Annotated in this window: 23 protein-coding genes and 1 pseudogene; 15 read left to right on the top strand and 9 right to left on the bottom strand. The window is 68.2% G+C overall.

Going from position 1 to position 26,908, the window contains the following annotated elements; genetic code table 11:
* Positions 1-25 precede the first annotated feature (25 nt).
* A complete protein-coding gene (locus ABD301_RS21300; protein ID WP_344312054.1) occupies positions 26-802 on the bottom strand; it encodes an ion transporter in 777 nt (258 codons plus the stop codon).
* Between the two features lie 115 nt (positions 803-917).
* Here ABD301_RS21300 and ABD301_RS21295 point away from each other — a divergent pair, with 115 nt between their 5' ends.
* Complete coding sequence (locus ABD301_RS21295; protein WP_344312052.1) at positions 918-1,562, top strand: HD domain-containing protein; 645 nt, start codon at positions 918-920, stop codon at positions 1,560-1,562.
* Positions 1,563-1,826: 264 nt separating this feature from the next.
* Entirely contained in the window at positions 1,827-2,513 is a 687-nt protein-coding gene (locus ABD301_RS21290; protein WP_163573061.1) for a DsbA family protein, read from the top strand.
* A gap of 56 nt (positions 2,514-2,569) precedes the next feature.
* Here ABD301_RS21290 and ABD301_RS21285 read toward each other — a convergent pair whose 3' ends face one another.
* The 3 genes and pseudogenes from ABD301_RS21285 to ABD301_RS21275 form a co-directional block, all read right to left on the bottom strand.
* A complete protein-coding gene (locus tag ABD301_RS21285; protein WP_344312049.1) occupies positions 2,570-4,132 on the bottom strand; it encodes a dolichyl-phosphate-mannose--protein mannosyltransferase in 1,563 nt (520 codons plus the stop codon).
* Between the two features lie 20 nt (positions 4,133-4,152).
* A complete protein-coding gene (locus ABD301_RS21280; protein WP_279582879.1) occupies positions 4,153-4,668 on the bottom strand; it encodes a dolichyl-phosphate-mannose--protein mannosyltransferase in 516 nt (171 codons plus the stop codon).
* Positions 4,669-4,943: 275 nt separating this feature from the next.
* Positions 4,944-5,411: pseudogene (locus ABD301_RS21275) on the bottom strand (glycosyltransferase family 39 protein); the annotation flags it as partial.
* A 341-nt stretch (positions 5,412-5,752) separates the two neighbouring features.
* Here ABD301_RS21275 and rsmI point away from each other — a divergent pair.
* Complete coding sequence (gene rsmI / locus ABD301_RS21270) at positions 5,753-6,610, top strand: 16S rRNA (cytidine(1402)-2'-O)-methyltransferase (RefSeq protein ID WP_279582881.1); 858 nt, start codon at positions 5,753-5,755, stop codon at positions 6,608-6,610.
* 107 nt (positions 6,611-6,717) lie between these two features.
* Here rsmI and ABD301_RS21265 read toward each other — a convergent pair whose 3' ends face one another.
* The gene (locus ABD301_RS21265) at positions 6,718-8,235 is read right to left on the bottom strand and encodes a hypothetical protein (RefSeq protein WP_344312047.1); all 1,518 of its coding nucleotides are present in this window, start codon (positions 8,233-8,235) and stop codon (positions 6,718-6,720) included.
* A gap of 104 nt (positions 8,236-8,339) precedes the next feature.
* On the opposite strand from ABD301_RS21265, the gene metG reads away from it, so the two are divergent.
* From metG to ABD301_RS21245, 4 genes are read left to right on the top strand one after another with little or no spacing between them, the layout of a single operon-like run.
* Positions 8,340-9,896, top strand: coding sequence for a methionine--tRNA ligase (gene metG, locus ABD301_RS21260; RefSeq protein ID WP_344312044.1), 1,557 nt, complete (start codon positions 8,340-8,342; stop codon positions 9,894-9,896).
* Between the two features lie 7 nt (positions 9,897-9,903).
* Positions 9,904-10,734 (top strand): TatD family hydrolase, encoded by an 831-nt coding sequence (locus ABD301_RS21255; RefSeq protein WP_344312041.1) that lies wholly within the window; start codon positions 9,904-9,906, stop codon positions 10,732-10,734.
* Complete coding sequence (gene rsmA / locus ABD301_RS21250) at positions 10,728-11,588, top strand: 16S rRNA (adenine(1518)-N(6)/adenine(1519)-N(6))-dimethyltransferase RsmA (protein WP_425551967.1); 861 nt, start codon at positions 10,728-10,730, stop codon at positions 11,586-11,588. The genes ABD301_RS21255 and rsmA overlap by 7 nt, the downstream gene beginning before the upstream one ends.
* Entirely contained in the window at positions 11,581-12,525 is a 945-nt protein-coding gene (locus tag ABD301_RS21245; protein ID WP_344312039.1) for a 4-(cytidine 5'-diphospho)-2-C-methyl-D-erythritol kinase, read from the top strand. Before rsmA ends, ABD301_RS21245 begins: the two co-directional genes overlap by 8 nt.
* A gap of 713 nt (positions 12,526-13,238) precedes the next feature.
* On the opposite strand, the gene ABD301_RS21240 is transcribed toward ABD301_RS21245, so the two are convergent.
* Complete coding sequence (locus tag ABD301_RS21240) at positions 13,239-14,411, bottom strand: cytochrome P450 family protein (protein WP_163573066.1); 1,173 nt, start codon at positions 14,409-14,411, stop codon at positions 13,239-13,241.
* 115 nt (positions 14,412-14,526) lie between these two features.
* Here ABD301_RS21240 and ABD301_RS21235 point away from each other — a divergent pair, with 115 nt between their 5' ends.
* From ABD301_RS21235 to ABD301_RS21220, 4 genes are read left to right on the top strand one after another with little or no spacing between them, the layout of a single operon-like run.
* Positions 14,527-15,606 (top strand): TetR/AcrR family transcriptional regulator, encoded by a 1,080-nt coding sequence (locus ABD301_RS21235; RefSeq protein ID WP_279582885.1) that lies wholly within the window; start codon positions 14,527-14,529, stop codon positions 15,604-15,606.
* Between the two features lie 10 nt (positions 15,607-15,616).
* Positions 15,617-16,273: a response regulator transcription factor gene (locus ABD301_RS21230; RefSeq protein ID WP_344312037.1), complete on the top strand. Its 657-nt coding sequence runs from the start codon at positions 15,617-15,619 to the stop codon at positions 16,271-16,273.
* 20 nt (positions 16,274-16,293) lie between these two features.
* Positions 16,294-17,463: a sensor histidine kinase gene (locus ABD301_RS21225; RefSeq protein WP_344312035.1), complete on the top strand. Its 1,170-nt coding sequence runs from the start codon at positions 16,294-16,296 to the stop codon at positions 17,461-17,463.
* The gene (locus ABD301_RS21220) at positions 17,463-18,383 is read left to right on the top strand and encodes an ABC transporter substrate-binding protein (protein ID WP_344312034.1); all 921 of its coding nucleotides are present in this window, start codon (positions 17,463-17,465) and stop codon (positions 18,381-18,383) included. Before ABD301_RS21225 ends, ABD301_RS21220 begins: the two co-directional genes overlap by 1 nt.
* Here ABD301_RS21220 and ABD301_RS21215 read toward each other — a convergent pair.
* On the bottom strand, positions 18,373-20,163 hold the full coding sequence (locus tag ABD301_RS21215) for an ABC transporter ATP-binding protein (RefSeq protein ID WP_344312033.1): 1,791 nt from the start codon (positions 20,161-20,163) through the stop codon (positions 18,373-18,375). The two genes, ABD301_RS21220 and ABD301_RS21215, sit on opposite strands and share 11 nt — an antisense overlap.
* Positions 20,160-20,609: a MarR family winged helix-turn-helix transcriptional regulator gene (locus ABD301_RS21210; RefSeq protein WP_163569502.1), complete on the bottom strand. Its 450-nt coding sequence runs from the start codon at positions 20,607-20,609 to the stop codon at positions 20,160-20,162. The genes ABD301_RS21215 and ABD301_RS21210 overlap by 4 nt, the downstream gene beginning before the upstream one ends.
* 148 nt (positions 20,610-20,757) lie before the next feature.
* Between ABD301_RS21210 and ABD301_RS21205 the strand changes: the two genes are divergently transcribed.
* Both ABD301_RS21205 and ABD301_RS21200 read left to right on the top strand, forming a co-directional pair.
* The gene (locus ABD301_RS21205) at positions 20,758-22,545 is read left to right on the top strand and encodes an ABC-F family ATP-binding cassette domain-containing protein (protein ID WP_344312032.1); all 1,788 of its coding nucleotides are present in this window, start codon (positions 20,758-20,760) and stop codon (positions 22,543-22,545) included.
* 585 nt (positions 22,546-23,130) lie between these two features.
* Complete coding sequence (locus tag ABD301_RS21200) at positions 23,131-23,613, top strand: DUF4383 domain-containing protein (RefSeq protein ID WP_344312031.1); 483 nt, start codon at positions 23,131-23,133, stop codon at positions 23,611-23,613.
* A gap of 9 nt (positions 23,614-23,622) precedes the next feature.
* On the opposite strand, the gene ABD301_RS21195 is transcribed toward ABD301_RS21200, so the two are convergent.
* The gene (locus tag ABD301_RS21195; RefSeq protein ID WP_163569504.1) at positions 23,623-24,648 is read right to left on the bottom strand and encodes an alpha/beta hydrolase; all 1,026 of its coding nucleotides are present in this window, start codon (positions 24,646-24,648) and stop codon (positions 23,623-23,625) included.
* A 49-nt stretch (positions 24,649-24,697) separates the two neighbouring features.
* On the opposite strand from ABD301_RS21195, the gene ABD301_RS21190 reads away from it, so the two are divergent.
* Both ABD301_RS21190 and ABD301_RS21185 read left to right on the top strand, forming a co-directional pair.
* Positions 24,698-25,675 carry an NAD(P)H-dependent flavin oxidoreductase gene (locus ABD301_RS21190; RefSeq protein ID WP_344312029.1) on the top strand — a complete coding sequence of 326 codons (978 nt, stop codon included), beginning with the start codon at positions 24,698-24,700 and terminating at the stop codon, positions 25,673-25,675.
* An 86-nt stretch (positions 25,676-25,761) separates the two neighbouring features.
* Positions 25,762-26,883: an epoxide hydrolase family protein gene (locus ABD301_RS21185; RefSeq protein WP_163569505.1), complete on the top strand. Its 1,122-nt coding sequence runs from the start codon at positions 25,762-25,764 to the stop codon at positions 26,881-26,883.
* Positions 26,884-26,908 lie beyond the last annotated feature (25 nt).

The following is a 26,908-nucleotide window of genomic DNA, read 5'->3' as shown; positions in this document are numbered from 1 at the left end:
CCAGCTAGCGAGGGTGGGTCTTAAGTCACAACCCAGCTGCGTCGTGCTGCCTCTCACTGAGGCCCTGCTGGACGGCGTGCCGGATCTGCAACCGGTTCTCGCGTACGACCTCAGCGAAGAACGTGTCGATCCGTGGGTCCAGCAGCACTTCCAGGATGATCCGCATCGCGGTGTCCACCACGCCGTCGACGACGTCGTCGTGGAACGGCAGGCGGCGGAACACGCCGGCCTGCCGGTCTTCTCGTACCTTCTCGGTGACGATCGCCCGCAGCTGTTCGCGGCTCTCGTCCAGCGATCGGGCCAAGTTTCGTGGGTAGTTGCCGGTCTCGACCACCTTCACCACCTCGTCCAGGACGGCGACGGTGATCGGTTTCTTGATGGCCAGCACGATCGGCCGGGACAGCCGCTCGACCAGTTTGTACGTGAACTCCTCGCCGAACGCGCGGTCGGCGGCGCGGCCGAGCCGGATCAGCACGACCACGATCCGGATCAGTCGGAAACTGCGCAGCGCGGGGTGCGCGATCGGGATCATGCCGAGGATCTCGTACCAGTTGTGCAGCGGGAAAGTCCGCTGCCAGCCGTGGTTGCGCCAACGCCAGCAGAATTCGGCGGCGAAGACCGCGCAAACACCCGTGTCGATAACGAAAACGACGTGCGCGGTGGTCTCCGAATGCGGGAAGAACGTGACATATCCCAGCAGTAGTACGGAGCAGACCGCCAGTGCCAGCATCGCCCAGTCGAGCCTGGTGGCTACCCGCAGTTTCGGGATGGCTGGCCGGTTCGGATGTTGCAGGCTGACCATCCGCAGTTTCTCCCGCCGGTTTCGAGGATGTTGATCGTACGCACGGTGCCCGTCCGGGCAGTGTCGGACGTTACCGCGCGCCGGTTTTACCCGCCCGGGATGAAACGATGGGGCGGTGAGTAGTGACGAACACCTTCTTGTCCAGCAAAACCCGCTGCCGGCCGCGCTGTCGAACCGGCTCGCCGACCAGCTGTCGTTCATTATCGAGGTGGACCGGCTCAAAACCGTGCTGCGGGCGTCGCCGTTGGCCGCCGCCGACCGCCGGGAGAACGACGCGGAGCATTCCTGGCATCTGGCGTTGATGGTGATGCTGCTGTCCGACTATGCGGACGAGCGGATCGACGTCGGGCACACCATGCGGCTCGTCGTCATCCACGACCTGGTCGAGATCTACGCCGGCGACACTCCGCTCTACGACACCGCCGCCGCGGCCGATCAGCAGGAGCGTGAGGAGGCCGCCGCCGACCGGTTGTTCCGGTTGTTGCCAGTCGACCAGGCACGGTGGATCCGGGCGTTGTGGGACGAGTTCGAGGCTCGGCGTACGCCGGAGGCCCGGTTCGCCAAGGCGATCGACCGGCTGCAGCCGATCCTGCTGAACTGGATGGCCCGCGGCGGCACCTGGAACACACCGGGCGTCACCGCCGAGGTCGTGCGCGCGCGTACGTCCGGCATCAAGGACGGCTCACGGCAGCTCTGGGACGCGGTGCACAGCATGATCGAGGACGGCATCCGGGCGGGTTGGATCAAGTCGGGGGAGTGAGCCGGGCGAAATGTACGCCTCGACCTCGGTATGCCCCCTTGTGCCCGCTGTAACGAAATCGTGGATCGCGGCTAGCTGGGCTGAATCGTTCTAGAATCGTCTCACATAGTGGGATGATGCCTGTCGATACGCTCCAGAGCCGGCGGCTCGCGTAGATTCAGCGCACTGCAGGGTGGCAGTGAGGCGGCCGTTTTCGTTGGCCTGCCGGCGACGACCGCCCTGCGGTCACCCCACGCCGAGCAGCGTTACGGAAAAGGAGCGGGCGTGCCGCTACCCCGGGTCACCTACGTGTTCGATGCCTACTGCGGTTGGTCGTACGGGTTCGCCCCGTCGGTCTACCGGTTCATCCAAGCCAACGAACACCGCGTCGAGCTGAGAGTGATCAGCGGCGGGCTGCTCACCGGCGACTCGCGGGTGCCGGTGTCGGCCTTCAGCCACCTGGCCCAGACCAACCACCGGATCAGCCAGCTGACCGGCGCCCAGTTCGGCCAGCCGTATCAGCGGCTGCTGGCCAGCGGCCGGTTCGTGATGGACTCCGAGGCCGCCGCCCGCGGGTTCGCGGCGCTCCGCCAGTGCGCACCCGAGGAGGCGCTGAAGCTGGCGTACGCCCTGCAGATCGCCTTCTATCGCAACGGTCGCGACCTGTCCGACGCCGACACGTACATCAACATCGCGCTGGACGCCGGCCTGGACCCGAGCGCGGTGCTCGCCCAGCTGCACAGCGAGGAATCCGCGCGGGCCGCGGTGGCCGACTTCTCGCTGGCCCGCCAGCTCGGCGCCGACTCGTTCCCGATGCTGCTGGTGGAGACCGGCGGTCGCAAGATCCAGCTGGGTGGCGTGGTCACCGAGCCGGAGCGGCTCACCCAGGAGCTGGACGCGGCGCTCGGGCTGATCGACCGCTCCGAGCTGAACCGACTGGACACCGAGCTGGAGCAGTTCGCCTACAACTAACCCTTGCTCTCCAGCAAAAAAGGCCACCTTCCGCCTGGAAGGTGGCCTTTTCGCGGCTATATCCAGGAGTCGAGCCACATGCGAGCGTGCCATTGCGCGTATGTGATGGTCTCGGATGTGTAGATCGGCCAGAAATAGGCGAAAGTCATCGCCACAATCAGCACGTACGTGCCGACGATGATGGCCCCGACCGTGCGTCTCTCCCGGGTCGCGCTCTGGTCGCCGAGGATTCGGCCGAGGACGACGGTGAGCACCAGGATCAGGAAGGGCAGCGCGGGCAGCGCGTAGAAATAGAACATCGTCCGGTTCGGGAAGGCGAACCACGGCACGATGCCGGCGATCACGCCGACCAGCACCGCCGCGGCCCGCCAGTCGCGACCGGCGATCCACTGCCAGACGGTGGCCGCGATCGCCGGCAGGAAAGCCCACCACAGCGTGGGCGTGCCCAGCGCGAGGGTCTCGGTCGAGCAGGTGACCCCGACACCGCAGAAACCCTTCCCCGAGTACGCGTACGCGACTGGGCGGTCCAGCAGCAGCCAGCCCCACGGCCAGGACTGGTACGGGTGTTTGGCGTCCAACGTGGTGTGGAAATGCAGGATCTGAAGGTGATATTGGCCGAGGTTGTAGAGCGCGTTGATGATCGGCGGCAGCGGGTGGCCGCCGTGCCCGTCAGCGTAGAAGTTGCGGTCCCAGCCGCCGGACGTGACGAACCAGCCGGTCCAGCTGGCCACATACGTGAGCAGCACGAAGCCGACGAAAGCGGCCAGCCAGCCGGTCTCGTCCAGCAGCGCGTCCCGGATCGGGCGGCGTACCCCGGCCGAGCGCCGGACGCCGATCTCCCAGGCCAGCGAGAGCACCACGTATCCGACGATGAAGTAGACCGCGCTCCACTTGACACCCAGCGCGAGGCCGGTGAAGACGCCGGCGGCGAACCGCCACCAGGGCACCGACGCGAGCGTACGGCCGGGGAGCCGGCGGACGGTGGCGCGGCCGTTTTCGATCGCCCGCAGGGTCGTCTTGCGTCGGTGATCGCGATCGAGCACCAAACAGCCGAAGGCGGCGAGCAGGAACGTCATCAGGAAGATGTCCAGCAGCGCGGCCCGGCTCTGCACCAGCTCCAGCCCGTCCAGGCAGAGCAGTAGGCCGGCGATGCAGCCCAGCAGGGTCGAGCGGAACATCCGCCGGCCGATCCGGATCAGCAGCAGGATCGCCAGCGTGCCGGCCACTGCGGCGGCGACCCGCCAGCCGAACGGGTTCTCCCCGAACAGCGCCTCACCCATCGCGATGCACCACTTGCCGACGGGCGGATGCACGATGAAGCCGGGGCCGTCGTTAGTGGTGTTCAGCTCGTACCCGTTGTGGAGCAACGTCCACGAGTCGTGCACGTAGTAGACCTCGTCGAAGATCTGCAGCTTGTCGTCAGCACGCGGCCGGGTCAGGAAGGCGAACCGCAGCACGCCACCGAGAACGGTGATCGCGATCGTCCACACCCACGACATCACCGCGTCTTGCGGCAGCGGCCGGAACAGCCGGTCGCGCAACTCCTGCGTGAGACGGATCCGACCGTCGTCGACCTTCTTGATCAGACTGACCGGCATCTGAGCCGTGGTAGCTGCCACCCGCCGATCGTACGGGTGGCCTAGATCCAGGAGTTCAGCCAGATGCGGGCTCGCCATTGCCCGAAGGTCAGGATCTCCGAGGTGTAGATCGGCCAGAAGAAGCCGAACGCGGCGGCGACGAGCATGACGTACCCACCGACAATGACGGCTCCGACCAGCCGCCGGTCCCTGTTGGCGCTCTCGCTCCCGAGCACCAGACCGAGTGAGAAAGTCACCGCCAGCACCAAAAAGGGCAATGCGGGGAGGGCGTAGAAATAGAACATCGTTCGATCCGGGAAGGCGAACCACGGCACGATCCCGGCGGCCGCGCCGACGATGGCGGCGGCTGGGCGCCAGTCCCGGCAGGCGATCCACTGCCAGCAGCTGACCAGCAGGGCCGGGATGAAGGCCCACCAGAGCGCCGGGGTGCCCAGCGCGAGCGTCTCGGCCGCGCACTGGTGGCCGGCCCCGCACGGGCCAGCCTCGGAATACGCGTACGCGACTGGGCGGCCGAGCAGCAGCCAGCTCCACGGCCACGACTGGTATTTGTGCGGCACGTCGAGATGCGTGTGGAACTGCAGCTCTCGTAGTGATAGCGGCCGAGGTTGTAGAGCGCGTTGATGACCGGCGGCAGCGGGTGCCCGTCGTGGCCAGCCGCGTAGTAACCGCGGTCGTAGCCGCCGCTGGTGGCGAACCAGCCCGTCCAGGTCGCCAGGTACGCGAGCAGCGCGAAGCCAACGAAGGCGGCCAGCCAGCCGGTCTCGCCGAGCAGGGTGTCGCGGAAGGGGCGGCGCACGCCCGCGGAGCGCCGGACGCCATATTCCCAGGCCAGTACGAGCAGCACGTACGCGACGATGTAGTAGACGGCGCTCCACTTGACGCCCAGCGCCATGCCGGTGAAGACGCCGGCCGCGAACCGCCACCACGGGACGGACGCGAGCGTTCTGCCGGGGAGCCGGTGGGCGGTCGCGGTGCCGTCCTGGAGGGCCGCCAGCGTCGTACGGCGGCGGTGGTCGCGGTCCAGGACCAGGCAGCCGAAGGCGGCCAGCAGGAACGTCATCAGGAAGATGTCCAGCAACGCGGCCCGACTCTGCACCAGCTCCAGGCCGTCGAGGGCGAGCAGCAGGCCGGCTATACACCCGAGCAACGTGCTGCGGAACATCCGGCGGGCGATCCGGATCAGCGCCAGGATCGCCAGCGTGCCGGCCACCGCGGCGGCGCATCGCCAGCCGAACGGGTTCTCGCCGAACAGCGCCTCACCGAGCGCGATGCACCACTTGCCCAGCGGCGGATGCGCCACGAAGGCACCGAAGGTATTGGTGGTGTCCAGCTCGTACCCGTGATGCAGCAGCGTCCACGAGTCGTGCACGTAGTAGATCTCGTCGAAAATCTGCGCCTTGCCGTCGCCGGCCGGCCGGGTCAGGTGGGCGAACCGCAGCACCCCGCCCAGCAGGGTGATCGCGAGCGCCCACAGCCACGATATCCGCTTATCCGCCGGAAGCGGCCGGAAAATCCGGTCGCGCAGCTCGGCGGTGAGCCGGATCCGGCGGTCGTCCAGTCGCTTGACCAAGCTGACCGGCTCGGTTGTCGCCGTTGCTGCCACCCGCTCAGGGTAGGTGACCGGCCCGATAGCCTGATCAAGTGGCGGAGGAGCGTACCGGCGGACGGTTGGTGCTGGCGGGTGCGCCGTTGGGCAACGTGGCGGACGCGTCGCAGCGGCTGCGCGACGGGCTGGCCAGCGCCGACGTGGTCGCCGCCGAGGACACTCGCCGGCTCCGCCGGCTGGCCGCTGACCTGGGCGTCGAGGTGCCCGGCCGGATCGTCTCGTACTTCGAGGGCAACGAACGCCAGCGCACCCCGCAGCTCGCCGAGGCGCTCCGGGGCGGCCAGACCGTCCTGCTGATCACCGACGGCGGCATGCCGAGTGTCTCCGACCCCGGCTACCGGCTGGTCGCCGCGGCCGTCGTGGACGGCATCGACGTGACCGTGCTGCCCGGACCGAGCGCCGTCACCACCGCGCTCGCGGTCAGTGGCCTGCCGTCCGACCGGTTCTGCTTCGAAGGGTTCGCGCCACGCAAGCCCGCCGAACGGCGTCGCGTTTACGCGGCGCTGGCGGACGAGCCTCGTACGATCGTGCTCTTCGAGGCCACCCACCGACTGCCCGAGTCGCTCGTCGACCTGGCCGCCGCGCTTGGTGCGGACCGCCCGGCCGCGGTCTGCCGGGAGCTCACCAAGACGTACGAGCAGGTCCGCCGGGGCACCCTTGGCGAGCTGGCCACCTGGGCGGCCGATGGCGTACGCGGTGAGATCACGCTGGTCATCGGTGGTGCGCCGGTGGTCGAGCTGGCCGCCGACGAGGTCTCACTGGTCGCCGCCGTGGTGGCCGAACAGTCCGCCGGCCTGTCCCGCCGAGACGCCGTCGCCACCGTCGCGCAGCGCCTCGGCGTACCCAAGCGTCAGGTCTACGAAGCCTCCCTAGCCGCCGACCGCCCCAGCTGACCCACTCTCCCGTTGCCCTTTCTGCGGACATGGGGTTTCTTGCCACCGAGCAACCGCCGGGTTCCGAAGAGGCCCAGCGCAACCCCTTCGCTCGGTCGCGCAGGACACTAAATCAGGGCGGCGAAGATGAGGGCGAAGAAGGCGAGGACTGGGCCGGCGAAGGCCAGGACGCGGGCGGCGAAGACGCGGCGCCGGCCGAACGGGCGCAGGTATTTGGCGCCGGTGCCGCTGGCGGCCAGGAAACCCAGAAGCAGGGCGAAAAACGCGCCGATGCCCCAGCGCATTTGCAGGCCGCGGTTGGAGGTCGTGTACGCCCAGGCGTGCTTGGCCGACAGCATCCGTGCTGGCTGCACGCCCTTTTGTTGGGACGGCGGCAGGCCGGCGATGGTGATGTCGCGGGCGGTGTAGCCGGGGCTCTTGTAGTTGCCGATACACGTCTGTCCGACGCCCCGCGACATGCAGTCGGTGACCGTCACGGTGCCCTGGCTGCCGCGTCCGACGCTCAGCCAGAACGGGTCGGCGGACACCCAGCCGAAGAACGCACCGCCAAAAGTCAGGATGACCAGCGCGACGAGCCCGAAGAGCGGGCGACGGCCGGCCGTACGGCGGCGGTCGTGTAGCTGGCTGCGCTTGGGCGCCTTCGCGGCCTTCTTGGCGCGCCGGCGGTCCTGGCGGCTGCCGGGTTCGTCGTCTCCGCGGGACGGATACGGCTCCGGCGGGTCCATCGGGTCGGTGGGTTCCTCCCACCGCGGCCGGCCGTAGTGCACCGGAGCCGCCAGCGACGCGTACGCGAGTTTCGCGGTCTGCTCGGTCCGTCGCCCCGGCGTGGTCGTTGTCTCGGTCGTTGTCTCGGCTGTTGTCTCGACTGTTGTCTCGGCCGACGCCTCGGCTGGTGGGTCGGCGATCACGATGGCCTGGGTCGGTGGCTCTACCACGATCGGTGGCCCTACCGGTTCCGTCGGCGCCGGTTCCGCCTGCACTGGCGTGTGCACCTGCATCAGGGCGACCGGCAGCGGTTCCTCCGCCGACTCGTCGGTTGCCGGTCTCCACTGTCGTACCGGCTCGGCGGATTCGCCCACATCGGTGCTCTGAACTGGGGAAACGTTGGCGTCAGAGACAGCATCGCCGGGCGTGGAGGCGTCGGGCGCTTGGGCGGCCGGAACCTGCACAGGCTCAGTCACTGGAGCCGGGGCAACGGCCTTTTCGACAACCGGCTCTTCTGCGGCGGCCTCTTCAGCGACGGGCGCGTCGACAACAGGTGCTTCGACCAGGGCCTCTTCAACAAGGGGCTCTTCGACAAGGGGCTCTTCGTCGACGGGCTCTTCGACGATCGGCGGGGCGACGACCAGCCGAGGCGGCGACGGCACGACCGGCGCTGGTGCGGGCGGCGGCGGCGTGTACGGCACCGCGCGGCTGGTCCGGCGCGCTGGCATGCCACGGTCCACCGGCCGGGCCATCACCGCGGCGGCCAGTTCGTCCAGGCTGCGGGCTCGGTCGACCACCGGCATCGGGGCGGTGGTGGCCATTCCAGCCGAGGCGCTGCCCTTGCCGGCCGCGGGAACGTCGTCCGAGACGCTCTGCGGGCCGGACTGATGGGTGCTTTCGGGGTCGGATGGGGTGGTCACGCCCCTATTGGACACCGACACCCCGTGCGAGCGGTGGACCCGGCGCTTCCGGCGTGGCGTACGGCCAGCGAAAATCCACTGGCCGTACGCACTACGCTGGAAACATGAGCGCACCCGCCGAGGCGACGGGGAACGAGAAGTTCTACGTCACCACTCCGATCTATTACGTCAACGACGCGCCGCACATCGGCCACGCGTACACCACGGTGAACGCGGACGCGTTGGCGCGCTGGCACCGACTTCTCGGCGACGACGTGATGTTCCTGACCGGCACCGACGAGCACGGGCTGAAGATGCAGCGGGCCGCCGATGCCAATGGCATCACCCCGCAGGAACAGGCCGACCGGACCAGCGACCGCTACCGGGAGGCGTGGAAGCTGCTGGGCATCTCGTACGACGACTTCATCCGGACCACCGAGCCGCGGCACATCGACGCGGTGCAGAAGTTGCTGTCCAAGGTGAAGGACAACGGCTACATCACCAAGGGCACGTACGACGGCCTCTATTGCGTCTCCTGCGAGGCCTATTACGTCGAGGCCGACCTGCTGCCCAACCCGGACCCGAATGGGCTCGGGCTCTGCCCGATCCATCACCGGCCGGTGGAGCTTTTCAAGGAAGAGAACTGGTTTTTCGAGCTGTCCAAGTTCACTCAGCCACTGCTGGACTGGTATGCGGCCCATCCCGACGTGGTGCTGCCTGAGTCCAAGCGCAACGAGGCGCTCGGGATCATCAAGCAGGGCTTGGAAGACGTCTCGATCAGCCGGTCGTCGATCAGCTGGGGCGTGCCGATCCCGTGGGATCGGGACCAGGTTTTCTATGTCTGGTACGACGCGCTGATCAACTACGCGACCGCGGTCGGTTACGGCACGGACGAAGAGAAGTTCAACGCGTGGTGGCCACATGTGCATCACCTGCTGGGCAAGGACATTCTACGATTCCATTGCGTGTATTGGCCGGCGATGCTGCTGGCCGCCGGCGAAACTCCGCCGCACCGCCTGTCGGTGCACGGCTTCTTGCTGGTGGGCGGCGAAAAGATGAGCAAAACCGCGCTCAACCAGATCGCTCCCGCCGACCTGGTCGAGGATTTCGGCGTGGACGGTTTCCGCTATCACTTCCTGCGGGACAACTCGTTCGGGCCGGACGGCGACTTCAGCTACGAGGGCATGATCAGCCGCTATAACGCCGATCTGGCCAACAACTACGGCAATCTGCTGGCCCGGGTGAGTACGGTGGTGGGCAAGAAATGCGACGGCATCGGCCCCGCGCCGCGGCCGGACAGCCCACTCGCCCAAGTCGCCCGTGACTCGTACGCGAATGCCGCCAAGGCATGGGAAGCGGTGCAGCCGTCGATCGCGCTGGAGCACACCTGGCGGCTGATCCGGGAGACCAACGCACTGCTGGAATCCACTGAGCCGTGGAAACTGGAGCCCGGTGAGGAGGTCAGCGCGGTGCTCGGCGACGCGTTGGAGGCACTGCGGATCGTCTCGGTGTTGGCCTATCCGGCAATTCCGACCGCTGCCGAGGAAGTCTGGCGGCGGATCGGCCTTTCGGGTTCGCCAGCTGACGTACGGCTGCCGGCTGCGGCCGGCTGGGGGCAATACCCGGGCGGCCTGCCGGTGGAGAAGGGCACCCCGCTCTTCCCGCGGATCAAGGCAAGTTGATCGAGCGATGACGGGTCGGCGGGGCGCGCCACCTCCGCCGCCCGAGCCGCTGCCGGCGCCGGTGGTGGACGCGCACACCCATCTGGATGCGTGCGGCTGCACCGACGCCGACAGCGTGGGTGCGGCGATGGACCGGGCAAACGCTGTGGGCGTAAGGAAAGTAGTCACCGTCGCTGACGACTTGCCGTCCGCTCGCTGGGTGAGTCAGGCGGTCGAGTGGCACGACGACCTCTACGGTGCCGTCGCGCTGCACCCGACCAGGACCGCGGCCGCCGACTTCACCGACGACGTCAAAGCCGAGCTGGAAAAGCTGGCCGGGCATCCACGCGTACGAGCGATTGGCGAGACCGGACTGGACTATTACTGGGATTTCGCGCCACCTCGGGCGGAGCAGCGAGAGGCTTTCGCTTGGCACATCGCTTTGGCTGAGCGGTTGGGAAAACCGGTGATGATCCACGACCGGGACGCGCATGACGACGTGCTTTCGGTGTTGCGTGCTGAACGTCCACAAGGGACGGTCATTTTTCACTGCTTTTCCGGCGACGCGGCGATGGCCCGGCTGTGCGCCGACGCCGGTTGGATGCTGTCTTTCGCCGGCCCGGTCACCTTCCGGAACGCTTCCGCGCTGTGGGAAGCGGCCGCGGCCGTACCGTTGGAGCAGATCCTGGTGGAGACCGACGCGCCGTTCCTGACCCCGCATCCGCACCGCGGCAAGCCGAACGAGCCGTATTTGCTGCCCTGGACCGTGCGAGCGATCGCCGACCTGCAGCGCCGGCCACTGGACGAGGTCTGCGCGGCGGTCGACGCGAACGCCGAGCGGGTGTTCGGTCCTTGGTGACCGACGGGTTGCTCGGGCCGGCCGACGTCCGGCGGCTCGCGGCCGAGCTGGGGCTTCGCCCGACCAAGACACTCGGGCAGAACTTCGTGCACGATCCGAACACGGTCCGCCGGATCGTGAAGGCCGCCGAGCTGACCGAGCACGACGTGGTGCTGGAGGTCGGGCCCGGGCTGGGGTCCCTCACCCTCGCCTTGTTACCGGCATGTGCGCAGGTGATCGCGGTGGAGATCGACCCGCTGCTGGCCGAGCGGCTGCCTCGTACGGTGGCCGAGCGAGCGCCGGAAACAGCCGATCGGCTGCGGGTGATCACCGCCGACGCGCTGCGGATCGACACCCTGGAAAACCCCGCGCCGACCGCCCTGGTGGCCAATTTGCCGTACAACATCGCGGTACCGGTTGTGCTGCACCTACTGGCGCGCCAGCCAAGTCTGCGTACGGTGCTGGTTATGGTGCAGGCGGAGGTGGCGGACCGGTTGGCGGCGGGCCCGGGTTCTCGGACCTACGGGGTGCCCAGCGTCAAGGCCTCCTGGTACGGGAAGGTGCGGCGGGCCGGCTCGGTGCCGCGGGCGGTGTTCTGGCCGGTGCCCAACGTCGACTCCGGGCTGGTGGCCATCACCCGGCAGCCGTCGCCGCAGGTGGAAGTGCCGGTCAAGGAGGTTTTCGCGGTGGTCGACGCGGCTTTCGCGCAGCGCCGCAAAACCCTGCGGGCGGCGCTTTCTGGCTGGGCTGGTTCGGCGCCCCGAGCTGAGCGGATCCTGGTCGCCGCCGGGGTCGATCCGACCGCTCGCGGCGAGCAGTTGACCACCGAGGCGTTCGCCGAGATCGCCGTACAGGCCAGGAAAGACCATGCCTGAGCCCGAAGCCGAGCCGATCCGGCCGTTATCGGGCCTGCCCGGGCCGATTCGGGTACGGGTGCCGGCGAAAATCAACCTGCACCTCGCCGTCGGCCCGCTCCGCGACGACGGGTTTCACGAGCTGACCACGGTCTACCAGGCGATTTCGCTCTACGACCAGCTGACCGCCGAGCCCGCTCCGGCGCTCGAGCTGGCGGTCACTGGCGAGGGCGCCGACGACGTACCGTTGGACGGCAGCAATCTCGCCGCCCGCGCCGTGTACGCCCTCGCCGAGGCCACCGGCCGGTCGCCGAACGTCCGATTGACCATGCGAAAGGGCATCCCGGTGGCCGGCGGGATGGCCGGCGGCAGCGCGGACGCGGCCGCCGCGCTGGTCGCCTGCGACGCGCTGTGGGGGACCGGCCTGACCCGCGACGAGCTCGCCGAGACCGCCGCCGAGCTGGGCAGCGACGTGCCTTTCGCGTTGTACGGCGGCACCGCGCTGGGCACCGGGCATGGCGAGGTGCTCTCACCGGTTCTGGCTCGTACGCAACGGCATTGGGTCATCGCCCTCGCCGACGGCGGCCTGTCCACCCCGACCGTTTTCGCCGAACTCGATCGCCTGCGCGGCACTGGCCGGCCGCCCCCGCGAACGGCCGGCCATGACGCACTTTTGCGTGCCCTGCGCGATTCGGAGTCGGCGCCGCTGGCCAAGGTGATCACCAACGACCTGCAACCAGCCGCCATCTCGCTGCGACCGGCCCTGCGTCGTACGCTCGCCGCCGGCGTCGAGTCCGGCGCCCTCGGCGGCGCCGTCTCCGGCTCCGGCCCCACCTGCGTTTTCCTTGCCGAAGACCGAGAACACGCCATCCGGGTAGCCGCGGGCCTCGCCGGCCTAGGCGTCTGCCGTACGGTCCGCACCGCCCACGGCCCCGTCCCCGGCGCCCGCGTCATCTAACCAACCGCCTCACTGCCCCCTATGACGGGACCCAGCCCCGCTTGCCCACCCCGCGCGGAACCCAACCCCGTGTCCTCACCCCCGCGCGAGACCGTCACCTCTAAACCAGAGTTGGCACACTTAGACGGACCCAGCCCCGTCCGGCGCCATCGGCCGCCAGGCCGATGTTGTCGCCCCTCCGGCAGGAGCGTCCGCCTTTGTAGGCCCCGCGGTCTTTGCGGGGCCTACAAAGGCGGACTCTCGTAGCCGTAGTCGACGGCGCCCGCGCCGAAGGCGCCAGAAATATCGGGCGGATCGGCAGTAAGCACGAGAAAACCCCACCCCGACACCGCCCTTTGGTGTCGGGGTGGGGTTTTCTCGTGTCTGGTAGACGAGACGCCGCACCCTCACAGTCACCGCTTTAACCAGGGCGCTCATTTGCGCGGCTCGCACCGCCTTAATCAGGGCGCTCATTTGCGCGGCTCGCACCGCTTTAATCAGGGCGCTCATCTGTGCAGCCCACACCGCTTTTAACCGGGCCATCACCTCTGCAGCTCACAACGCTTTAATCAGGGCGCTCATTTCCGCAGCCCACGCCGCTTTAACCAAGGCCATCACCTCCGCAGCCCACACCGCTTCTAACCGGGCCATCACCTCCCCAGCCCACACCGCTTCTAACCAAGGCGCTCATTTCCGCAGCCCACACCGGGCCACCACCTCCGCAACAGACACGCTCAACCAAACATCACCGGCAGCGCGGCAAGCCGCCAAGTCCCCCCATCGGCGGCCCGTACGAGATCCGCAGCCGCCACGCCGAGAGCAAGCCGAGGAAACCGGCTGATGAGTGTTGTGAGGGCAATTTCTGTTTCCACGCGCGCAAAAGACGCACCCAGGCAATAATGTGGGCCGTGCGAGAAACCCAGTTGGCCGCGCGCGGTGACCGGGCGGGTCACATCGAGGCGATCGGGATCGCTGAAGGCGCTGGCGTCGCGATTGACGGACACGATCGCGGCCGAAGTTGGTTCACCCTTTCGTACGAGGGTGCCGGAAATCTCGACGTCCTCGGTTGGGAACCGTGGAACGGTCAGCAATTGTGGCGTACACCAGCGCATCAGTTCCTCAACAGCGCCAGGCATGAGGCTGGGATTTTCCCGTAGCAGAGCCCATTGGTCAGGGTGCGTCAGAAGTGCCTCGACCGCGTTGGCGATGAAGTTGGTGGGAGTTTGACCGGCGAGTACGAGCAGCCAGATCATCGTGACCAGTTCGGTGTCGTCGAGCCGATCGCCGTCGTCCAGCTGTCGAATGAGGTCGGTCAGTAAATCGTCGGCCGGCTCTGCGCGGCGGAGCGCGACAGCGGCCTTGGCGCCATCGACAATGCCAGGAATAGCCTCGAAGAAATCCGTCCCGATGCCAGCGGCGATCGCCGCTCCGCAGGAGCGCCAGCGCGGTCGGTCTGACTCGGGGATGCCGACGAGTTCGCAGATGACTTCGATCGGGAGTGGTCGCGCGAAGGTTTCCAGCAAGTCGACCTCGCCGGTCAGATTGTCGAGCAGCGAGTCGACGATCGCCTGAATGCGCGGCCGGAAGTCGGCGGCTCGGCGCGGCGTGAACGAGGGAGCCACCAAGCGGCGCAGCCGAGAGTGCTCGGGGCCGTCCATTTCGGACATTGTCCGTAGGTACGGCTGGTACTCGTCGGGGAGTCCGGGTGGTCGCATGAAGCTCCCGGAGGTGATCACGAAGCGCGGGTCGCTGAGCATGGCCCGAGCCTCATCGTGCCTGGTCACTGCCCATATTGGTGGCATCCCAGGGGCGCCGAGCCGGGCCAGTGGACCCGACTCGCGGGCGTGTGCGTACGCGCAGACGGGATCGCCCACAACTCTCGGGTCGCTCAGGTCGAGCTCATCCACCGAAGCCTCCAAATGTTGAGATCATATGTTGTGATCATCTGAATGGCGACTGTATCTTGGCGACTGGCGGGCCGGCAAGAGTGGGGAGCTGATGGGGCGCCTGAGCAGGGCTGAGATGCAGGAGCGCAACCGTGCGAAGGTGCTTGCGGCGGCGCGCGACGAGTTCGCCGAGCGCGGTTTCCGGGACGCGAAAGTGGACGCGATCGCGGAGCGGGCGGAGCTTACCCGTGGCGCGGTCTATTCGAACTTTCCCAGCAAACGGGCGCTTTACTTCGCTGTCATGGCTCAGCTGGCGGAGGCCGCGGCGGAGCCGCCGCATCCCGAGCCCGGCCTGACCGTGAGAGAGGCGCTCGGCGCGTTCGCCCGCGCCTGGGTCACCCGGCTGCCGTTGCTCGAGGACCGGCCGGACGACGCACGGCTGGCGATGGACTTGCTGCCGGAAATCGTCGCGGAGGATCGGACCCGGCGCGCGTACGCGCAGCTGACGCGCCTCAATGCGATCCTGCTCGGTTTGGCGCTGGAGAGTTTGCGGCCCGGCCGCCGGCTGGTGCGGGTGGCCGAAGCGGCGCTGACGACACTGCACGGCGCGAGCCAGCTGGCCGCCGCCGCGCCCGGGTTCCTGGAGCCGTTCAACGTGGTCAGGGCCTGCGAGCAGCTCGCCGACCTCGACCTCAACGACGGTTGGCAGTCGCTTCCCTACCTGACCCAGCCACGCAAGGTCGACGAGCCGTGGGATCCGCCGCCGGCGGTTGACCTCGTACGCGGCAAGCCCGCGCGGCTGACCGAGGATTTCGTCGCGATCCTCGGAATGCACCGCCTGGAAGCCGCCGAGGAGGCCGTCCGGGTGGCGCCGTCCGCCGCCAGCGTCACCGCCGTCATGGTCACCCACACACCCGACGAGCTTGTCCCGCTCGCGCGGCTGGCCGTCGCCGACTTCGCCGTCTGCTTGCGCCAGGCTTTCCCGGCATCGGCCTGGCCGCGCCTGCAGGTCGTCTGTGATCCGACCGGCGCGCTCGCCGCGGCCGCTGGCGTACCGGCCGTCAGCGACGCCACCGAAACCGCCATCCTGGTTTCCCGATCTCGCGTCATCGCCCGCTCCGATGGCCGCGGCGCCGCCGCGGTCCTGCGCGAAGTCGACGTTTCGGTAGCCGACACGCCGTCGCCGACAACGAAAACGTCGAGTTCGCGAGGGTAAGGAGGTCTTGGTGCGGGTGTTGGTGGTGGAGGACGAGCGGCTGCTCGCCGACGCGATCGCCGAAGGCCTTCGGCAGCAGGCGATCGCGGTGGATGTGGCGTACGACGGCGACGAGGGGCTGGCACGGCTGTCGGTCAACGCCTATGACGTGGTGGTGCTCGACCGTGACCTGCCGACGATTTCCGGCGACGACGTCTGCCGGCGGCTTGCCGACGGGCCGAACAACGTTCGCGTCCTGATGCTCACCGCGTCGACCGCAGTGCAGGACCGGGTCGGTGGGCTGAGCCTCGGCGCCGATGACTACCTGGGCAAGCCGTTCGCTTTCGTGGAGTTGGTGGCCAGGGTCCGGGCGCTGTCCCGGCGGGCCCGGCCGGCCGCGCCGCCGCTGCTGGAGCGCGCCGGCGTACGACTGGACCCGGCTCGCCGCGAGGTGGCCCGGGACAGTCACCAGATTTTCCTTTCACTGAAGGAATTTGGGGTTCTTGAGGAACTCCTGCGGGCGGACGGCGCGGTGGTGTCGGCGGAAACTCTTTTGGAGCGGGTATGGGACGAGAACATCGATCCGTTCACCAACGTGGTGCGGGTGACGATGATGACGTTGCGGCGCAAGCTCGGCCCGCCGGACCTGATCACCACGGTCCGTGGCGTCGGCTACGAGTTCGGCTGATCCGGCGGCCGACCATTCGGGTGCGGCTGACCCTTTGGTACGGCGGTATGTTGCTGCTGAGCGGATTGTTGCTGGTCGGGGTCACGTACGTGCTCTTCGCGAACGCCCTGAGCCGCAATCTCGACACCACGCTGGTCTCGCCGCGGCAGGGCGCCAACCTGGTAGGAGATGTCGTACGCAAGACCCCGGCGTCCATTCCGCGGCAGTATGAGGGATCCCCGCCGGTCGATCTGACGCAGCTGGAGAAAAGCCTGCAAGCGCAACGGGCCGCTGTCGAGGCGGCGACCACGAGGACGTTGCTGCAGGATTCGTTGGTGGCGCTTGGCGTGGTCAGTGTGCTTGCGATGGGTGGCGGCTGGTTGTTGGCCGGCCGGACGTTGCGGCCATTGCAGCGCATCACCTCGACCGCCCGGATGGTCGCGCATTCCACCCTGCACGAGCGGATCGCGCTGGATGGGCCACCGGACGAGCTCAAGGAGCTGGCTGACACTTTCGACGCGATGCTGGCCCGGCTGGACCGCTCTTTCGGGAGCCAGCGGCGGTTTGTCGCGGACGCGTCGCACGAGCTGCGAACACCGCTCGCGGTCAACCGCACCCTGCTGGAGGTTGCGGCCGCCCGACCTGGCGCTTGTGCGGACCTGCGGGAACTTTCAGAGAAACTGCTGACCGCGACGGCTCGGCACGAGAAACTTCTGGACGGTCTGTTGACGTTGGCGCGCGGCGAGGAAGGCCTGGCCGCGTACGCTCCAGTCGACCTGGCCGAGACCATCACGCACGCGGTCGATCTTTCCCGTCCCGAAGCCGAAAAAGCCGGAGTCGACCTGCGGCTGACAGCCGAACCAGCGCTCGCGTCCGGCGACGCGGTCCTTCTTGAGCGGGTCGCGCAGAACCTGCTGCAAAACGCGATCACATACAACAATTCTGGCGGCTGGGTCACCATCCACATGGGACTCTCCAGTGGTTATGCCGAATTGACCGTCACCAACACCGGTCCGGACGTGCCGGCCGACCGCGTCGAGGAGATTTTCGAACCGTTCCGTCGCCTTGGGCCACGGACCGCCGGCACCGGCCGCGTCGGGCTCGGGTTGGCGATCGTCCGGTCGGTCGCCGTCGCTCACGACGGCACCGTCACCGCCACTGCTCGGCCCGGCGGCGGTCTGGTCGTACGCTTCGCCATCCCGGCCGTCTGATGCGGATCGTCTCGCTGCTGCCTGCGGCCACCGATTTCGTGGCGGCACTGGGAAAACTGTCGGAGCTGGTGGGGCGTACGCACGAATGCGACTGGCCGGCCGGTGCACTGGCCGGCATCGCGGTCGTCACCACCAGCTCCATCGATCAGGATCGGATGTCCAGCCGGGAAATCTCGCTGGCGGTAGGTGGCGCCAACCATCGGGGCTCATCGCTCTATGGCCTCGATGCTGGTCTTTTGGCGACGGCCGCGGCAGATCTCGTGATCACCCAGGACCTGTGCGATGTCTGCGCGGTGTCGTATCAGCGGGTGTCCGCTGCCGTACGAGTTTTGGCTGGCGGAGGGCCGAAAGTGATCAGTCTGGAAGCGCGCACGCTGCCGGAGGTGCTCGGTTGTCTGGCGCCACTGGGCGCCGCATTGGGCGCCGCTGATCTCGCCGCTGAGCTGCATACGCAGCTGACCACGCGGCTGGCGGCCGTACGCGATCAGGTCGCCGGTCGGGCCCGCCCGACGGTCGCCGCGATCGAATGGCTGGACCCGGTGTGGCCGGCCGGGCACTGGGTGCCCGAGCAGATCGCCTGCGCCGGTGGTCTGCCGCTGCTCGCGGCCGCCGGCGAGCACACCAGCCCGGTCGACTGGCAGGCGGTGGTGGACGCCCAGCCGGACGTTGTTTTGTTGCTGCCATGCGGGTTTCCGCCGGAGCGTACGCTTGCCGAGTTGTCGCTCCTCACCGACCGGCCCGGCTGGTTGGACCTGCCCGCCGTCCGGAACGGCCGAGTGTGGGTGCTGGACGGACCCGCCTACTTCAACCGGCCCGGACCTCGCGTCGTGCGCGGGGCCGAGGTGCTGGCGCACGTCCTGCACGGGATCGCGCTCGACCCACCGGTCACTGATTCCGAGGCGCTGCGGATCAGGATGTGAGTTGGCGAGCCGCCAGCTCCGCGTACCGGCCGCCGAGTGCCTGCAACTCGGTGTGGGTGCCGCGTTCGACGATCTCGCCGGCTTCCAACACCAGGATCTGCTCCGCGGTTTCCACTGTGGACAGTCGGTGTGCGATGGCGATCGTCGTACGGCCGCGGGAAAGCTCGTCCAGTGCTTGCTGGACGGCTCGCTCAGTCTTGTTGTCCAGGGCGCTGGTCGCCTCGTCGAGAATGAGCACGGGTGGGTTGCGCAGCAGGACCCTGGCGATCGCGATGCGCTGTCTTTCCCCGCCGGAGAACCGATAACCGCGCTCGCCGACGATCGTTTCGTACCCATCGGGCAGCGACGCGATCAGGTCGTGAATGTGCGCGGCCTGAGTCGCCCGCTCGATGTCCTCATCGGTCGCATCCGGTTGGGCGAATCGCAGATTCTCCCTGATGGAAGTGTGCAGAAGCATGGTCTCCTGGGCGACCAGGCCGACCGAGTCGGCGAGCGAGTCCAGTGTGACATCCTTGATGTCGACGCCATCGATGCGTACGGATCCTTCCGCTGGCTCATAAAGTCTGGCCACCAGATAGGCGAGAGTCGTCTTGCCCGAGCCGGTGGCACCGACGATCGCGGTGGTGGTGCCGGCGGGGATCCTCGCCGACACGTTTTTCAGTGTCCAGGCGGCATCGGGCTCGTACCGGAACGAGATGTCCCGCAGCTCCACATCGCCGCTGGCCACCGCCAGTTTGGTGGCGCTTGGCCGGTCGGCGATCTCGATCGGCAAATCCAGAACTTCGAAGACCCGGCCGAAAAGCGCCAGCGAGGTGGAGACATTCGCGCCAACGGCCTGCAAAGTGCTCGCCGGCGACACGAACCTGTTGGTCATGCTGGTGAAAGCGACCACCGTGCCGAGCGAAATGGTGGTCGCCGCGCCGTGCGCGAACTCCACGCCGGCGAGCCAGTAAACCAGCGCCGGGATGATGGTCAGGCTCATGCCGCGGGTCGCGCCGCGCCACCGGCCGGCCATGGTGGCCTGCACCTCCAGGTCGGAGATCTGCCGGGACTCGGCCGCGAACCGGTCCGCCAGCGCCTGCCGCTGGCCCATCGTTTTGGCCAGCAGCACCCCGGAAACCGAGATGGACTCGGAGATCAGCGTGGTCATCGCGGCGAACCGGTGCGCCCGGCCGCGGATCAGCTTGCGCCGCTCCCGGCCCACCCGCAGCGTGATGAGCAGAAAAAGCGGCACCACCAGCAGGGCGAGCAGCGCCAATCGCCAATCCAGCACGAAAAGGGCGACCGCGACCGCGATCGCGGTGGTGCCGCTCTGCACCGCGGAGGTGGCCGTCGTGGTGATGACGTTGTTGATGCCGCCGATGTCGTTGGCGATCCGGGACTGGATCTCGCCGGTCCGGGTACGCGTGAAGAAGGCCAGCGAAAGGCGCTGGAGGTGCTCGTAAACCGAGACGCGTACGTCGTGCATGACTTTCTGCCCGACGGTGTTGGAGAGCCGGGTGGTGGCCACGCCGAGCGCGCCGCTGGTCACCGACGCCACGATCATGCCGCCGGCGAACAGGCTGACCAGGGCGAGGTCGCGGGCCGGCAGCGCCCGGTCCAGGATCTCCCGGAGCAGGAACGGCGACGCGATGCCGGCCAGCGCCTGCAGCACCACCACCAGCACCAACAGGACCATCTGGGGCACATATGGCCGGAAGAGCAACAGGATCCGCCGCAGCGGGACCTTGTGGTCCTTCTCGTCGTCCTTCTGCTCGGCGCGCAGGACCGCCGTCGTCATGACGCCTGCCGCAGCGACATGGCCGCCGTGCTGTCCGCGAGCCGCTCCAGCAGCGGCGCCGCGATCCGCAGCAGGGCGATCTCGGTCTCGTTGAGCTCCGCACTCATTGTCATCGCCAGCCACGCCTCTCGTTGCGCGATATCCCGCCTCAGCACCGCAGCTCCAGCTTCGGTGAGGCGTACGACAGTTCTGCGCCGGTCGTGCTCGCTCGTCTCCCGGTTGATCAAGCCGTCCTCCTCCAACGCGGCGAGGATCCGGGTCAGCGCCTGCGGCTGCAGTCGCTCGGCGGCGGCCAGCTCGCCCACAGTCAGCGGCCCGCGAACAGCCAGTTGGCCCATCGCGCTGATCTTCGACGGGCTGACCGAGCGGTCCGGTCGCTCCCGCCGCAACCGCTTGGCCAACTTGCCAGTGGCCCGCCGGACCGCCGTCACCGTTTCCGCATCCATAAGTAGCAGCTTACAAACTCCCGCAACTCATTTGTCCGCATCGACGCGATACGTGCGTCCAGCGCACGCATCGCGTCGATGCGGCCAAGAAAGTAGTAAGTAGGTGGTAAGTAAATGCGCGTACGCGTGCGTGAGGCAGGATTGAGGGGTGGCTAACCTCGTCAACCTGGAGCGCGTCGGCAAGACCTACGGCACCACGGTGCCCCTCGACGGCGTCTCGCTCGGCATCGCGGCCGGGGACCGGGTCGGCGTCGTCGGCCTGAACGGTGCCGGCAAGTCGACCCTGCTGCGGATGGTGACCGGCGCCGAGCCGCCGGACTCCGGCCGGGCGTCCCAGCGCGGCGGGCTGCGACTGGGCAACCTCGACCAGCAGTTGGTGCTTCCGAAGGGCGTCACCGTCAGAGACGTCGTGCTGGGCAACGCCTGGCTGTCCGACGACCTCGGCGCCGAACACGAGTGGGCGTCGGACGCGCGCGTACGGGAGATTCTCGACGGCCTCGGGCTGGACCGGATCGGCTTGGACACGGTCGTCGACCCGCTGTCCGGTGGCGAGCGCCGCCGGGTCGGCCTGGCCGCGTTGCTCGTACGAGACCTCGATCTGCTGGTTCTCGACGAGCCGACGAACCACCTGGACGTTGAGGGTGTCGCGTGGCTGGCCGGGCATCTGAACGCGCGCGCCAAGATCGCGGTCCTGGTCGTCACACACGACCGGTGGTTCCTCGACGAGGTGTGTACGACCACGTGGGAAGTGGTCGACGCGAACGTGCAGAGCTACGAGGGTGGCTACTCGGCGTGGGTGCTGGCGCGGGCCGAGCGGGCCCGGCAGTCGGCGGCGTCCGAGGCGCGGCGGCAGAACCTGATGCGCAAGGAGCTGGCGTGGCTGCGACGCGGTCCGCCGGCTCGTACGAGCAAGCCGAAGTTCCGGATCGACGCGGCCAACGCGCTGATCGCCGACGAGCCGCCGGTTCGGGACACCGTTGAGCTGCGCCGGTTCGCGACCGCGCGGCTGGGGCGCAGCGTGTACGACGCCGAGCACCTGCGGCTGGCCACGCCCGAAGGCCGTGAGCTGCTCGGCGACACGACCTGGCGGATCGGCCCTGGCGACCGCGTCGCCGTCCTTGGTCCGAACGGTTCCGGCAAGACGACGCTGCTGCGTACGCTCGCCGGCCAGCGCGAGCCCGATGGCGGCACCGTCGAGGTCGGCAAGACGGTGAAGGTCGCGTACCTGTCGCAGGAAGCCGTCGAGTTGCCCAACCACCTGCGCGTCTTGGAGGCGATCCAGGAGGTCGCCGGCCGGCTGCAGGTCGGCAAGCGGGAGATGACCGCCGGTCAGCTGGCGGAGCTCTTCGGCTTCGGCTCGTCGTCGCAGTGGACCCCGGTTGGTGACCTTTCCGGTGGTCAGCGCCGCCGGTTGCAGCTGCTCCGGCTGCTGATGGGCGAGCCGAACGTGCTGCTCCTGGACGAGCCGACCAACGACCTCGACACCGACACGCTGGCTGGCCTGGAGGATTTGCTCGACTCTTGGCCGGGCACGCTGATTGTGGTCAGCCACGACCGGTATCTGATCGAGCGAGTCTGCGAAACCGTGTACGCGCTGCTCGGCGACGGTCGGCTGACCATGCTGATCGGCGGCGTCGGGGAGTATGTCCAGCGTCGGGAGAAGATCGAGTCGGCCGCTGTCGCTCCCAGTTCGGTCGCTTCTGTCAGTGGCAAGTCGGCCGGTGAGCAGCGGGCCGCCCGCAAGGAACTGTCGCGGCTAGAGCGCGATCTGTCCAAGCTCGCCGAGTCGGAGAAACGCCTGCTCGCCGACCTGGCCGCCAACGCCACCGACCACGAGAAGGTCAGCGAACTGGACGCGAAGCTCCGGGACGTACGAGCGCAGGTCGAGGCCGCCGAGGAACGCTGGCTCGCCCTCGGCGAGCAAATCGAAGGCTGACCCGCCGCCCGCCAAAACTGTCGCCCCCGACCGGAAGACTCGGATTCGGGGGCGGCATTTTTCGTCGCCAAAGAAGCCGCCCCCGAATCGAGTCTTCGCCGCGGGTGTGACGTTTCCGCCGGCCAGGCCTTTGAGCTGTTGGGGCGGCGTCGAGTGCGGTACAAAATCCCGCAGTCGACGCCGAGTGCGGGATAAAGTCCGCCACTCGACGCTGACCGACCACTCCCGGAAAGTCCGCCACGCCCCGTTGCTTGCAGTACGCCTGGGTCCACCGAGCTTTGAAATCAGGCAAGCGACTGGCAGCCGGCAGCGTACGAGTGAGGGGCGCGAAAGTGTCAGGGCGATGCGGCAGGCTGGTTTCGGGGGCGGCTCGTACGGACGCCGAAAAGCCGCCCCCGAAGTCGAGTCTTCCCGGTGGGGACGACAGTTTCAGGGGCCCGGCGACCGGCGGTGGTGTGATGTCGGCGCGGACTGGTGTGCCCGGTGCGGCGCGGGGGCGGGTCAGCGGATACCGTGATCCCTGAGGAAGTCCGACCGTACGTAGAAGGTCGGCGAGGGCATTGCCGCTGAGGGAGTGATGGATCGATGTCCGAGCACGAGTCCGAGTTCCCGGTCGACCACCGGTTGGGTGCGGTCTATCGGGTCGGTGGCGGGCTGGTCGGCCTGGCGCTGGTGATCTTCGGCGTGATCGGGCTGGTCGAGAAGCTGCCGCTGTTCGCGCTGGTCGGGCAGCGGGTGTTGGGCCTGCCGTCCAACGGGCTGCTCTCGATCATCTCGGTGGTGATCGGCGCACTGCTGTTGATCTCCGCGCTGATCGGCCGCAACTTGGCGCCGGTCGCGAACGTGACCTTCGGCATCCTGTTCCTGCTCAGCGGGCTGATCAACATTTGCCTGCTGCGGACCCAGCTGAACTATTTCGGCTTCCAGATGGAAAACGTCATCTTCAGCTTCGTGGTCGGCTTGATCCTGCTGACCTTCGGCTTCTACGGCCGGGTGTCGAGCAGGGTCCGGGACGCCGCCCGGACCCCGCCCGAATCCGTGCAAGAAGCCGAGTCAGCTCAGGCCTGAGCAGAGCTGCTAAGGGGCGAGCCGCTCCGCGAGCCACCCGAGCGCCATCGGATAGCGGTAGTCGATGCGCATGTGGGTGCCCTCGAAGAGCTCGAAATGTACGACCTCGTCACGTACCCCTACGTCGGTCAGCGCGTCCCGGAACGCCAGCGAGCCCAGGTCGAGCGCGAACTCGTCGTTCTTGCCCGCGTCGATCCATATCGCCTTCAGCCCGCGAAGCGCGTCGGCGTATTTGGGTGCCATCAGCACCGGATCCCAGTCCAGCCACCGCTGCCACAGCTCCGGGATCAGCTCACCGCTGTGCGCCTTGAAAGGCAGCTGCGGCTTCCCGTCCTCAGACGCGGAGAAGGCGGCTGAGCAGCCGAGCGTCACCAGCAGCGGGATGTCGGCCGGTTTGGTGAACGGCGGCCGGCTCTGGAAATCCGCCCACCACTGGAAAATGTCGCCGTCGTAGTCGCGCAGGCTGCGGACCGCGCCAATGAACTCCGGAATGTACGACACCTCGTACAAGCTGTCGCCGGCATGGGTCGCGAGCGCACCGAAAAGGTCCGGCCGCAACATCGGCGTGATCATCGCGCCGAAGCCGCCGGACGACTTCCCGGCGATGCCGCGGTGCGCGGGATCGGCCAGCGTCCGGTAGTGGGCGTCCACATAGGACACGACTTCTTCGCATAGGTACGAGTGATATTTGCCGGTGCCGGGGGAGTCCACGAACTGGCTGCCGCCGTACGCGGTCCAGGCGTCCACGAAGACCACGACCATCGGCGGTGCCCCGTCGACGAAAAGCCGGTCAACCATCTCCGGATAGGGCTGGCTGTACGGGTTTCGGTTCTCCCACATCCCCAGATGGCCGGTGTAGCCCTGAATCACGTACACCGCCGGATAGCGCCGGTCGGTGTCCGCGTCGTAGCCGGGCGGTGTGTAGACCCACAGCGGACGCTCGGCCGGGTCGCCGAGAGGGTTGTCGCGCAGCAGTTCGCTGGTGATCGTCCGCTTGTCGAGCCGGCCGGCGAGTTCGGCTGACCATGGCAGCATTTGCGGCTCCTTATAGCGTTCGTACGGGAGAACGCGCTAGAAAGTGGGCATGATCGCCACCGAACTTACCCGCCGGCTCGGACTGCGACTGCCGATCATCGGCGCACCGATGGCCGGTCCCGGGCTCGGCGCGCTGACCCGCGCGGTGAGCGCCGCCGGTGGGCTCGGCATGCTGGGCGTCTCGAACCGCTCGGACGCCGCGTTCGTACGCGAGGAGGCGGCGATCGCGGCGGCCGGCGGCTCGCCGTTCGGGATCGGCCTGCAGCTGTGGGCGATGGACGGCCAGCCGGGCCTGTTCGACGAGGTCTGCGCCTCGGGAGCTGCCCTGGTGGCGGTCTCCTTCGGCGATCCCGTGTCGTACGTCAGGCCGCTGCACGAGGCGGGCGCGCTGGTCGCCTCGCAGGTGAGTACGGCCGCCGAAGCCGTCGCGGCCGCGCGTGCCGGCGTCGACGTGGTGATCGCGCAGGGCGCTGACGCGGGTGGGCACAGCGGTGCGGTCATCGGCACGTTGCCGCTGCTCCAGACGGTTCTGGAGGCGCTCGAGGGCAGCTCGGCAATGGTGGTGGCGGCCGGCGGGATCGGCACCGGCCGCGGCCTCGCCGCCGTGCTGGCCGCCGGTGCGCAGGCCGGCTTGGTCGGCACCCGGCTGTTGGCCGCCACCGAGGCCGCCGGCAAGCCTTCGGCGAAGCGGAAAGTGATCGAGGCTGACGCCGAGGACACCGTCCTGACCAGGGTTTTCGACATTGGCGCCGGCCTCGCGTGGCCGTCTCGCTATCCCGGCCGGGCGTTGCGCAACGACTTCGCCGACCGCTGGCACGGGCACGAGGAAGCGCTCTCAGTCGACCAGGCCGAGGCACGTACGACTCTCGCGCAGGCCGCTCGCGACGGCGACTACTCGCAGGCCGTCATCTACGCCAGCTCGGCGGCCGAGTTCGTCCGGGCCGAGCAGCCGGTCGCGGAGATCCTCGACCAGCTGGCCGCCGACGCCGAACACCACTTGGCCGCGGTCCGGGACTTGCTCGCCTAAGCCGGCTGGCTAGTCGTTGGACGTCCCAATGACCAGTGTTATTGTTGGTGGCACCAACATTGGTGATACCAACGATAGGGTACGCGATGAGTGACGACATTCGGCCGTACGAGCTGCACGTCCCACAGGAGCGGCTGGACGATCTGCGCGACCGGCTGGATCGGACCCGCTGGCCGGATCAGCCGCGGGAAGCGGCGGACGACGGCCTTCCGCTGGACTACGTGAAAGACCTGGTGGAGCGCTGGCGGGTGTCCTACGACTGGCGGGAAAAAGAGGCGGAGATCAACAAATTTCCGCAGTTCACCACCGAAATCGACGGCACCACGGTGCATTTCCTGCACGTACGCTCGGTCGAACCGGATGCGCTGCCGCTGATTCTGACCCACGGCTGGCCGGGTTCGTTCCTGGAGTTCCTCGACGTGATCGGCCCGCTGACCGACCCGCGTTCGGATGGCGGCGATCCAGCGGACGCTTTCCACCTGGTCATCCCGTCGCTGCCGGGCTACGGACCAGCCGGCCCGCTGCCCGACCGGGGCTGGACCGTCGAGCGGATCGCGCGGACCTGGGTGACGCTGATGAGCCGGCTCGGCTATCACCGTTACGGAGCCCAAGGCGGTGACTGGGGATCGCCGATCTCTCGGGTGGTCGGTCACCTGGCGCCGGCCGAGGTGGTCGGCGTCCACCTGAACTACCTGCCGACCGTGCCAACCGGAGACCAGGCCGGATTTTCCTTGCTCGACGCGGAAAGAGTGGCAGCGGTACGGAAATTCCTCGCGAACCCGTCCGGGCACACCGTCCAGCAGGCGACCCGGCCACAGACTCTGAGCTACGCACTTGTGGACTCGCCGGTGGGGCAGTTGGCGTGGCTCGCCGACAAGATGGTCAGCTGGGCCGACCCGACCACCCCGATCGATGTCGACCGGATCCTCACCAACGTCTCGCTCTACTGGCTGACCGGCACCGGCGCGTCGTCGTCCCGGCTGCATTTCGACAATACGGGCATCCGCGGCCTGCCGATCCCATGCCCGGTGCCGATCGGCGTCGCGGTCTTCCCGCGAGATCTGGTGCCGTCGATCCGGCCGCTCGCCGAACGCTCGTACAAGATCGCGCGCTGGACCGAGTTCGACCGCGGCGGCCACTTCGCCGCGCTGGAGGTGCCGGACCTGCTCACCGCCGACATCCGCGCCTTCTTCCGTGACCTACGGTAACCCTGTGACGTCCGCAACGCCCCGC

Source organism: Fodinicola feengrottensis (assembly GCF_039530045.1).
Classification (GTDB): domain Bacteria; phylum Actinomycetota; class Actinomycetes; order Mycobacteriales; family HKI-0501; genus Fodinicola; species Fodinicola feengrottensis.
This window is presented reverse-complemented; position numbering and strand designations above follow the sequence as displayed.

Excerpts from the sequence above, each read along its gene's own strand:
- ABD301_RS21300 (WP_344312054.1), bottom strand. The coding sequence starts at position 802 with ATGGTCAGCCTGCAACATCCGAACCGGCCAGCCATCCCGAAACTGCGG.
- metG (WP_344312044.1), top strand. The coding sequence starts at position 8,340 with ATGAGCGCACCCGCCGAGGCGACGGGGAACGAGAAGTTCTACGTCACC.
- ABD301_RS21255 (WP_344312041.1), top strand. The coding sequence starts at position 9,904 with ATGACGGGTCGGCGGGGCGCGCCACCTCCGCCGCCCGAGCCGCTGCCG.
- ABD301_RS21245 (WP_344312039.1), top strand. The coding sequence starts at position 11,581 with ATGCCTGAGCCCGAAGCCGAGCCGATCCGGCCGTTATCGGGCCTGCCC.
- ABD301_RS21235 (WP_279582885.1), top strand. The coding sequence starts at position 14,527 with ATGCAGGAGCGCAACCGTGCGAAGGTGCTTGCGGCGGCGCGCGACGAG.
- ABD301_RS21220 (WP_344312034.1), top strand. The coding sequence starts at position 17,463 with ATGCGGATCGTCTCGCTGCTGCCTGCGGCCACCGATTTCGTGGCGGCA.
- ABD301_RS21215 (WP_344312033.1), bottom strand. The coding sequence starts at position 20,163 with ATGACGACGGCGGTCCTGCGCGCCGAGCAGAAGGACGACGAGAAGGAC.
- ABD301_RS21210 (WP_163569502.1), bottom strand. The coding sequence starts at position 20,609 with ATGGATGCGGAAACGGTGACGGCGGTCCGGCGGGCCACTGGCAAGTTG.
- ABD301_RS21200 (WP_344312031.1), top strand. The coding sequence starts at position 23,131 with ATGTCCGAGCACGAGTCCGAGTTCCCGGTCGACCACCGGTTGGGTGCG.
- ABD301_RS21195 (WP_163569504.1), bottom strand. The coding sequence starts at position 24,648 with ATGCTGCCATGGTCAGCCGAACTCGCCGGCCGGCTCGACAAGCGGACG.
- ABD301_RS21190 (WP_344312029.1), top strand. The coding sequence starts at position 24,698 with ATGATCGCCACCGAACTTACCCGCCGGCTCGGACTGCGACTGCCGATC.
- ABD301_RS21185 (WP_163569505.1), top strand. The coding sequence starts at position 25,762 with ATGAGTGACGACATTCGGCCGTACGAGCTGCACGTCCCACAGGAGCGG.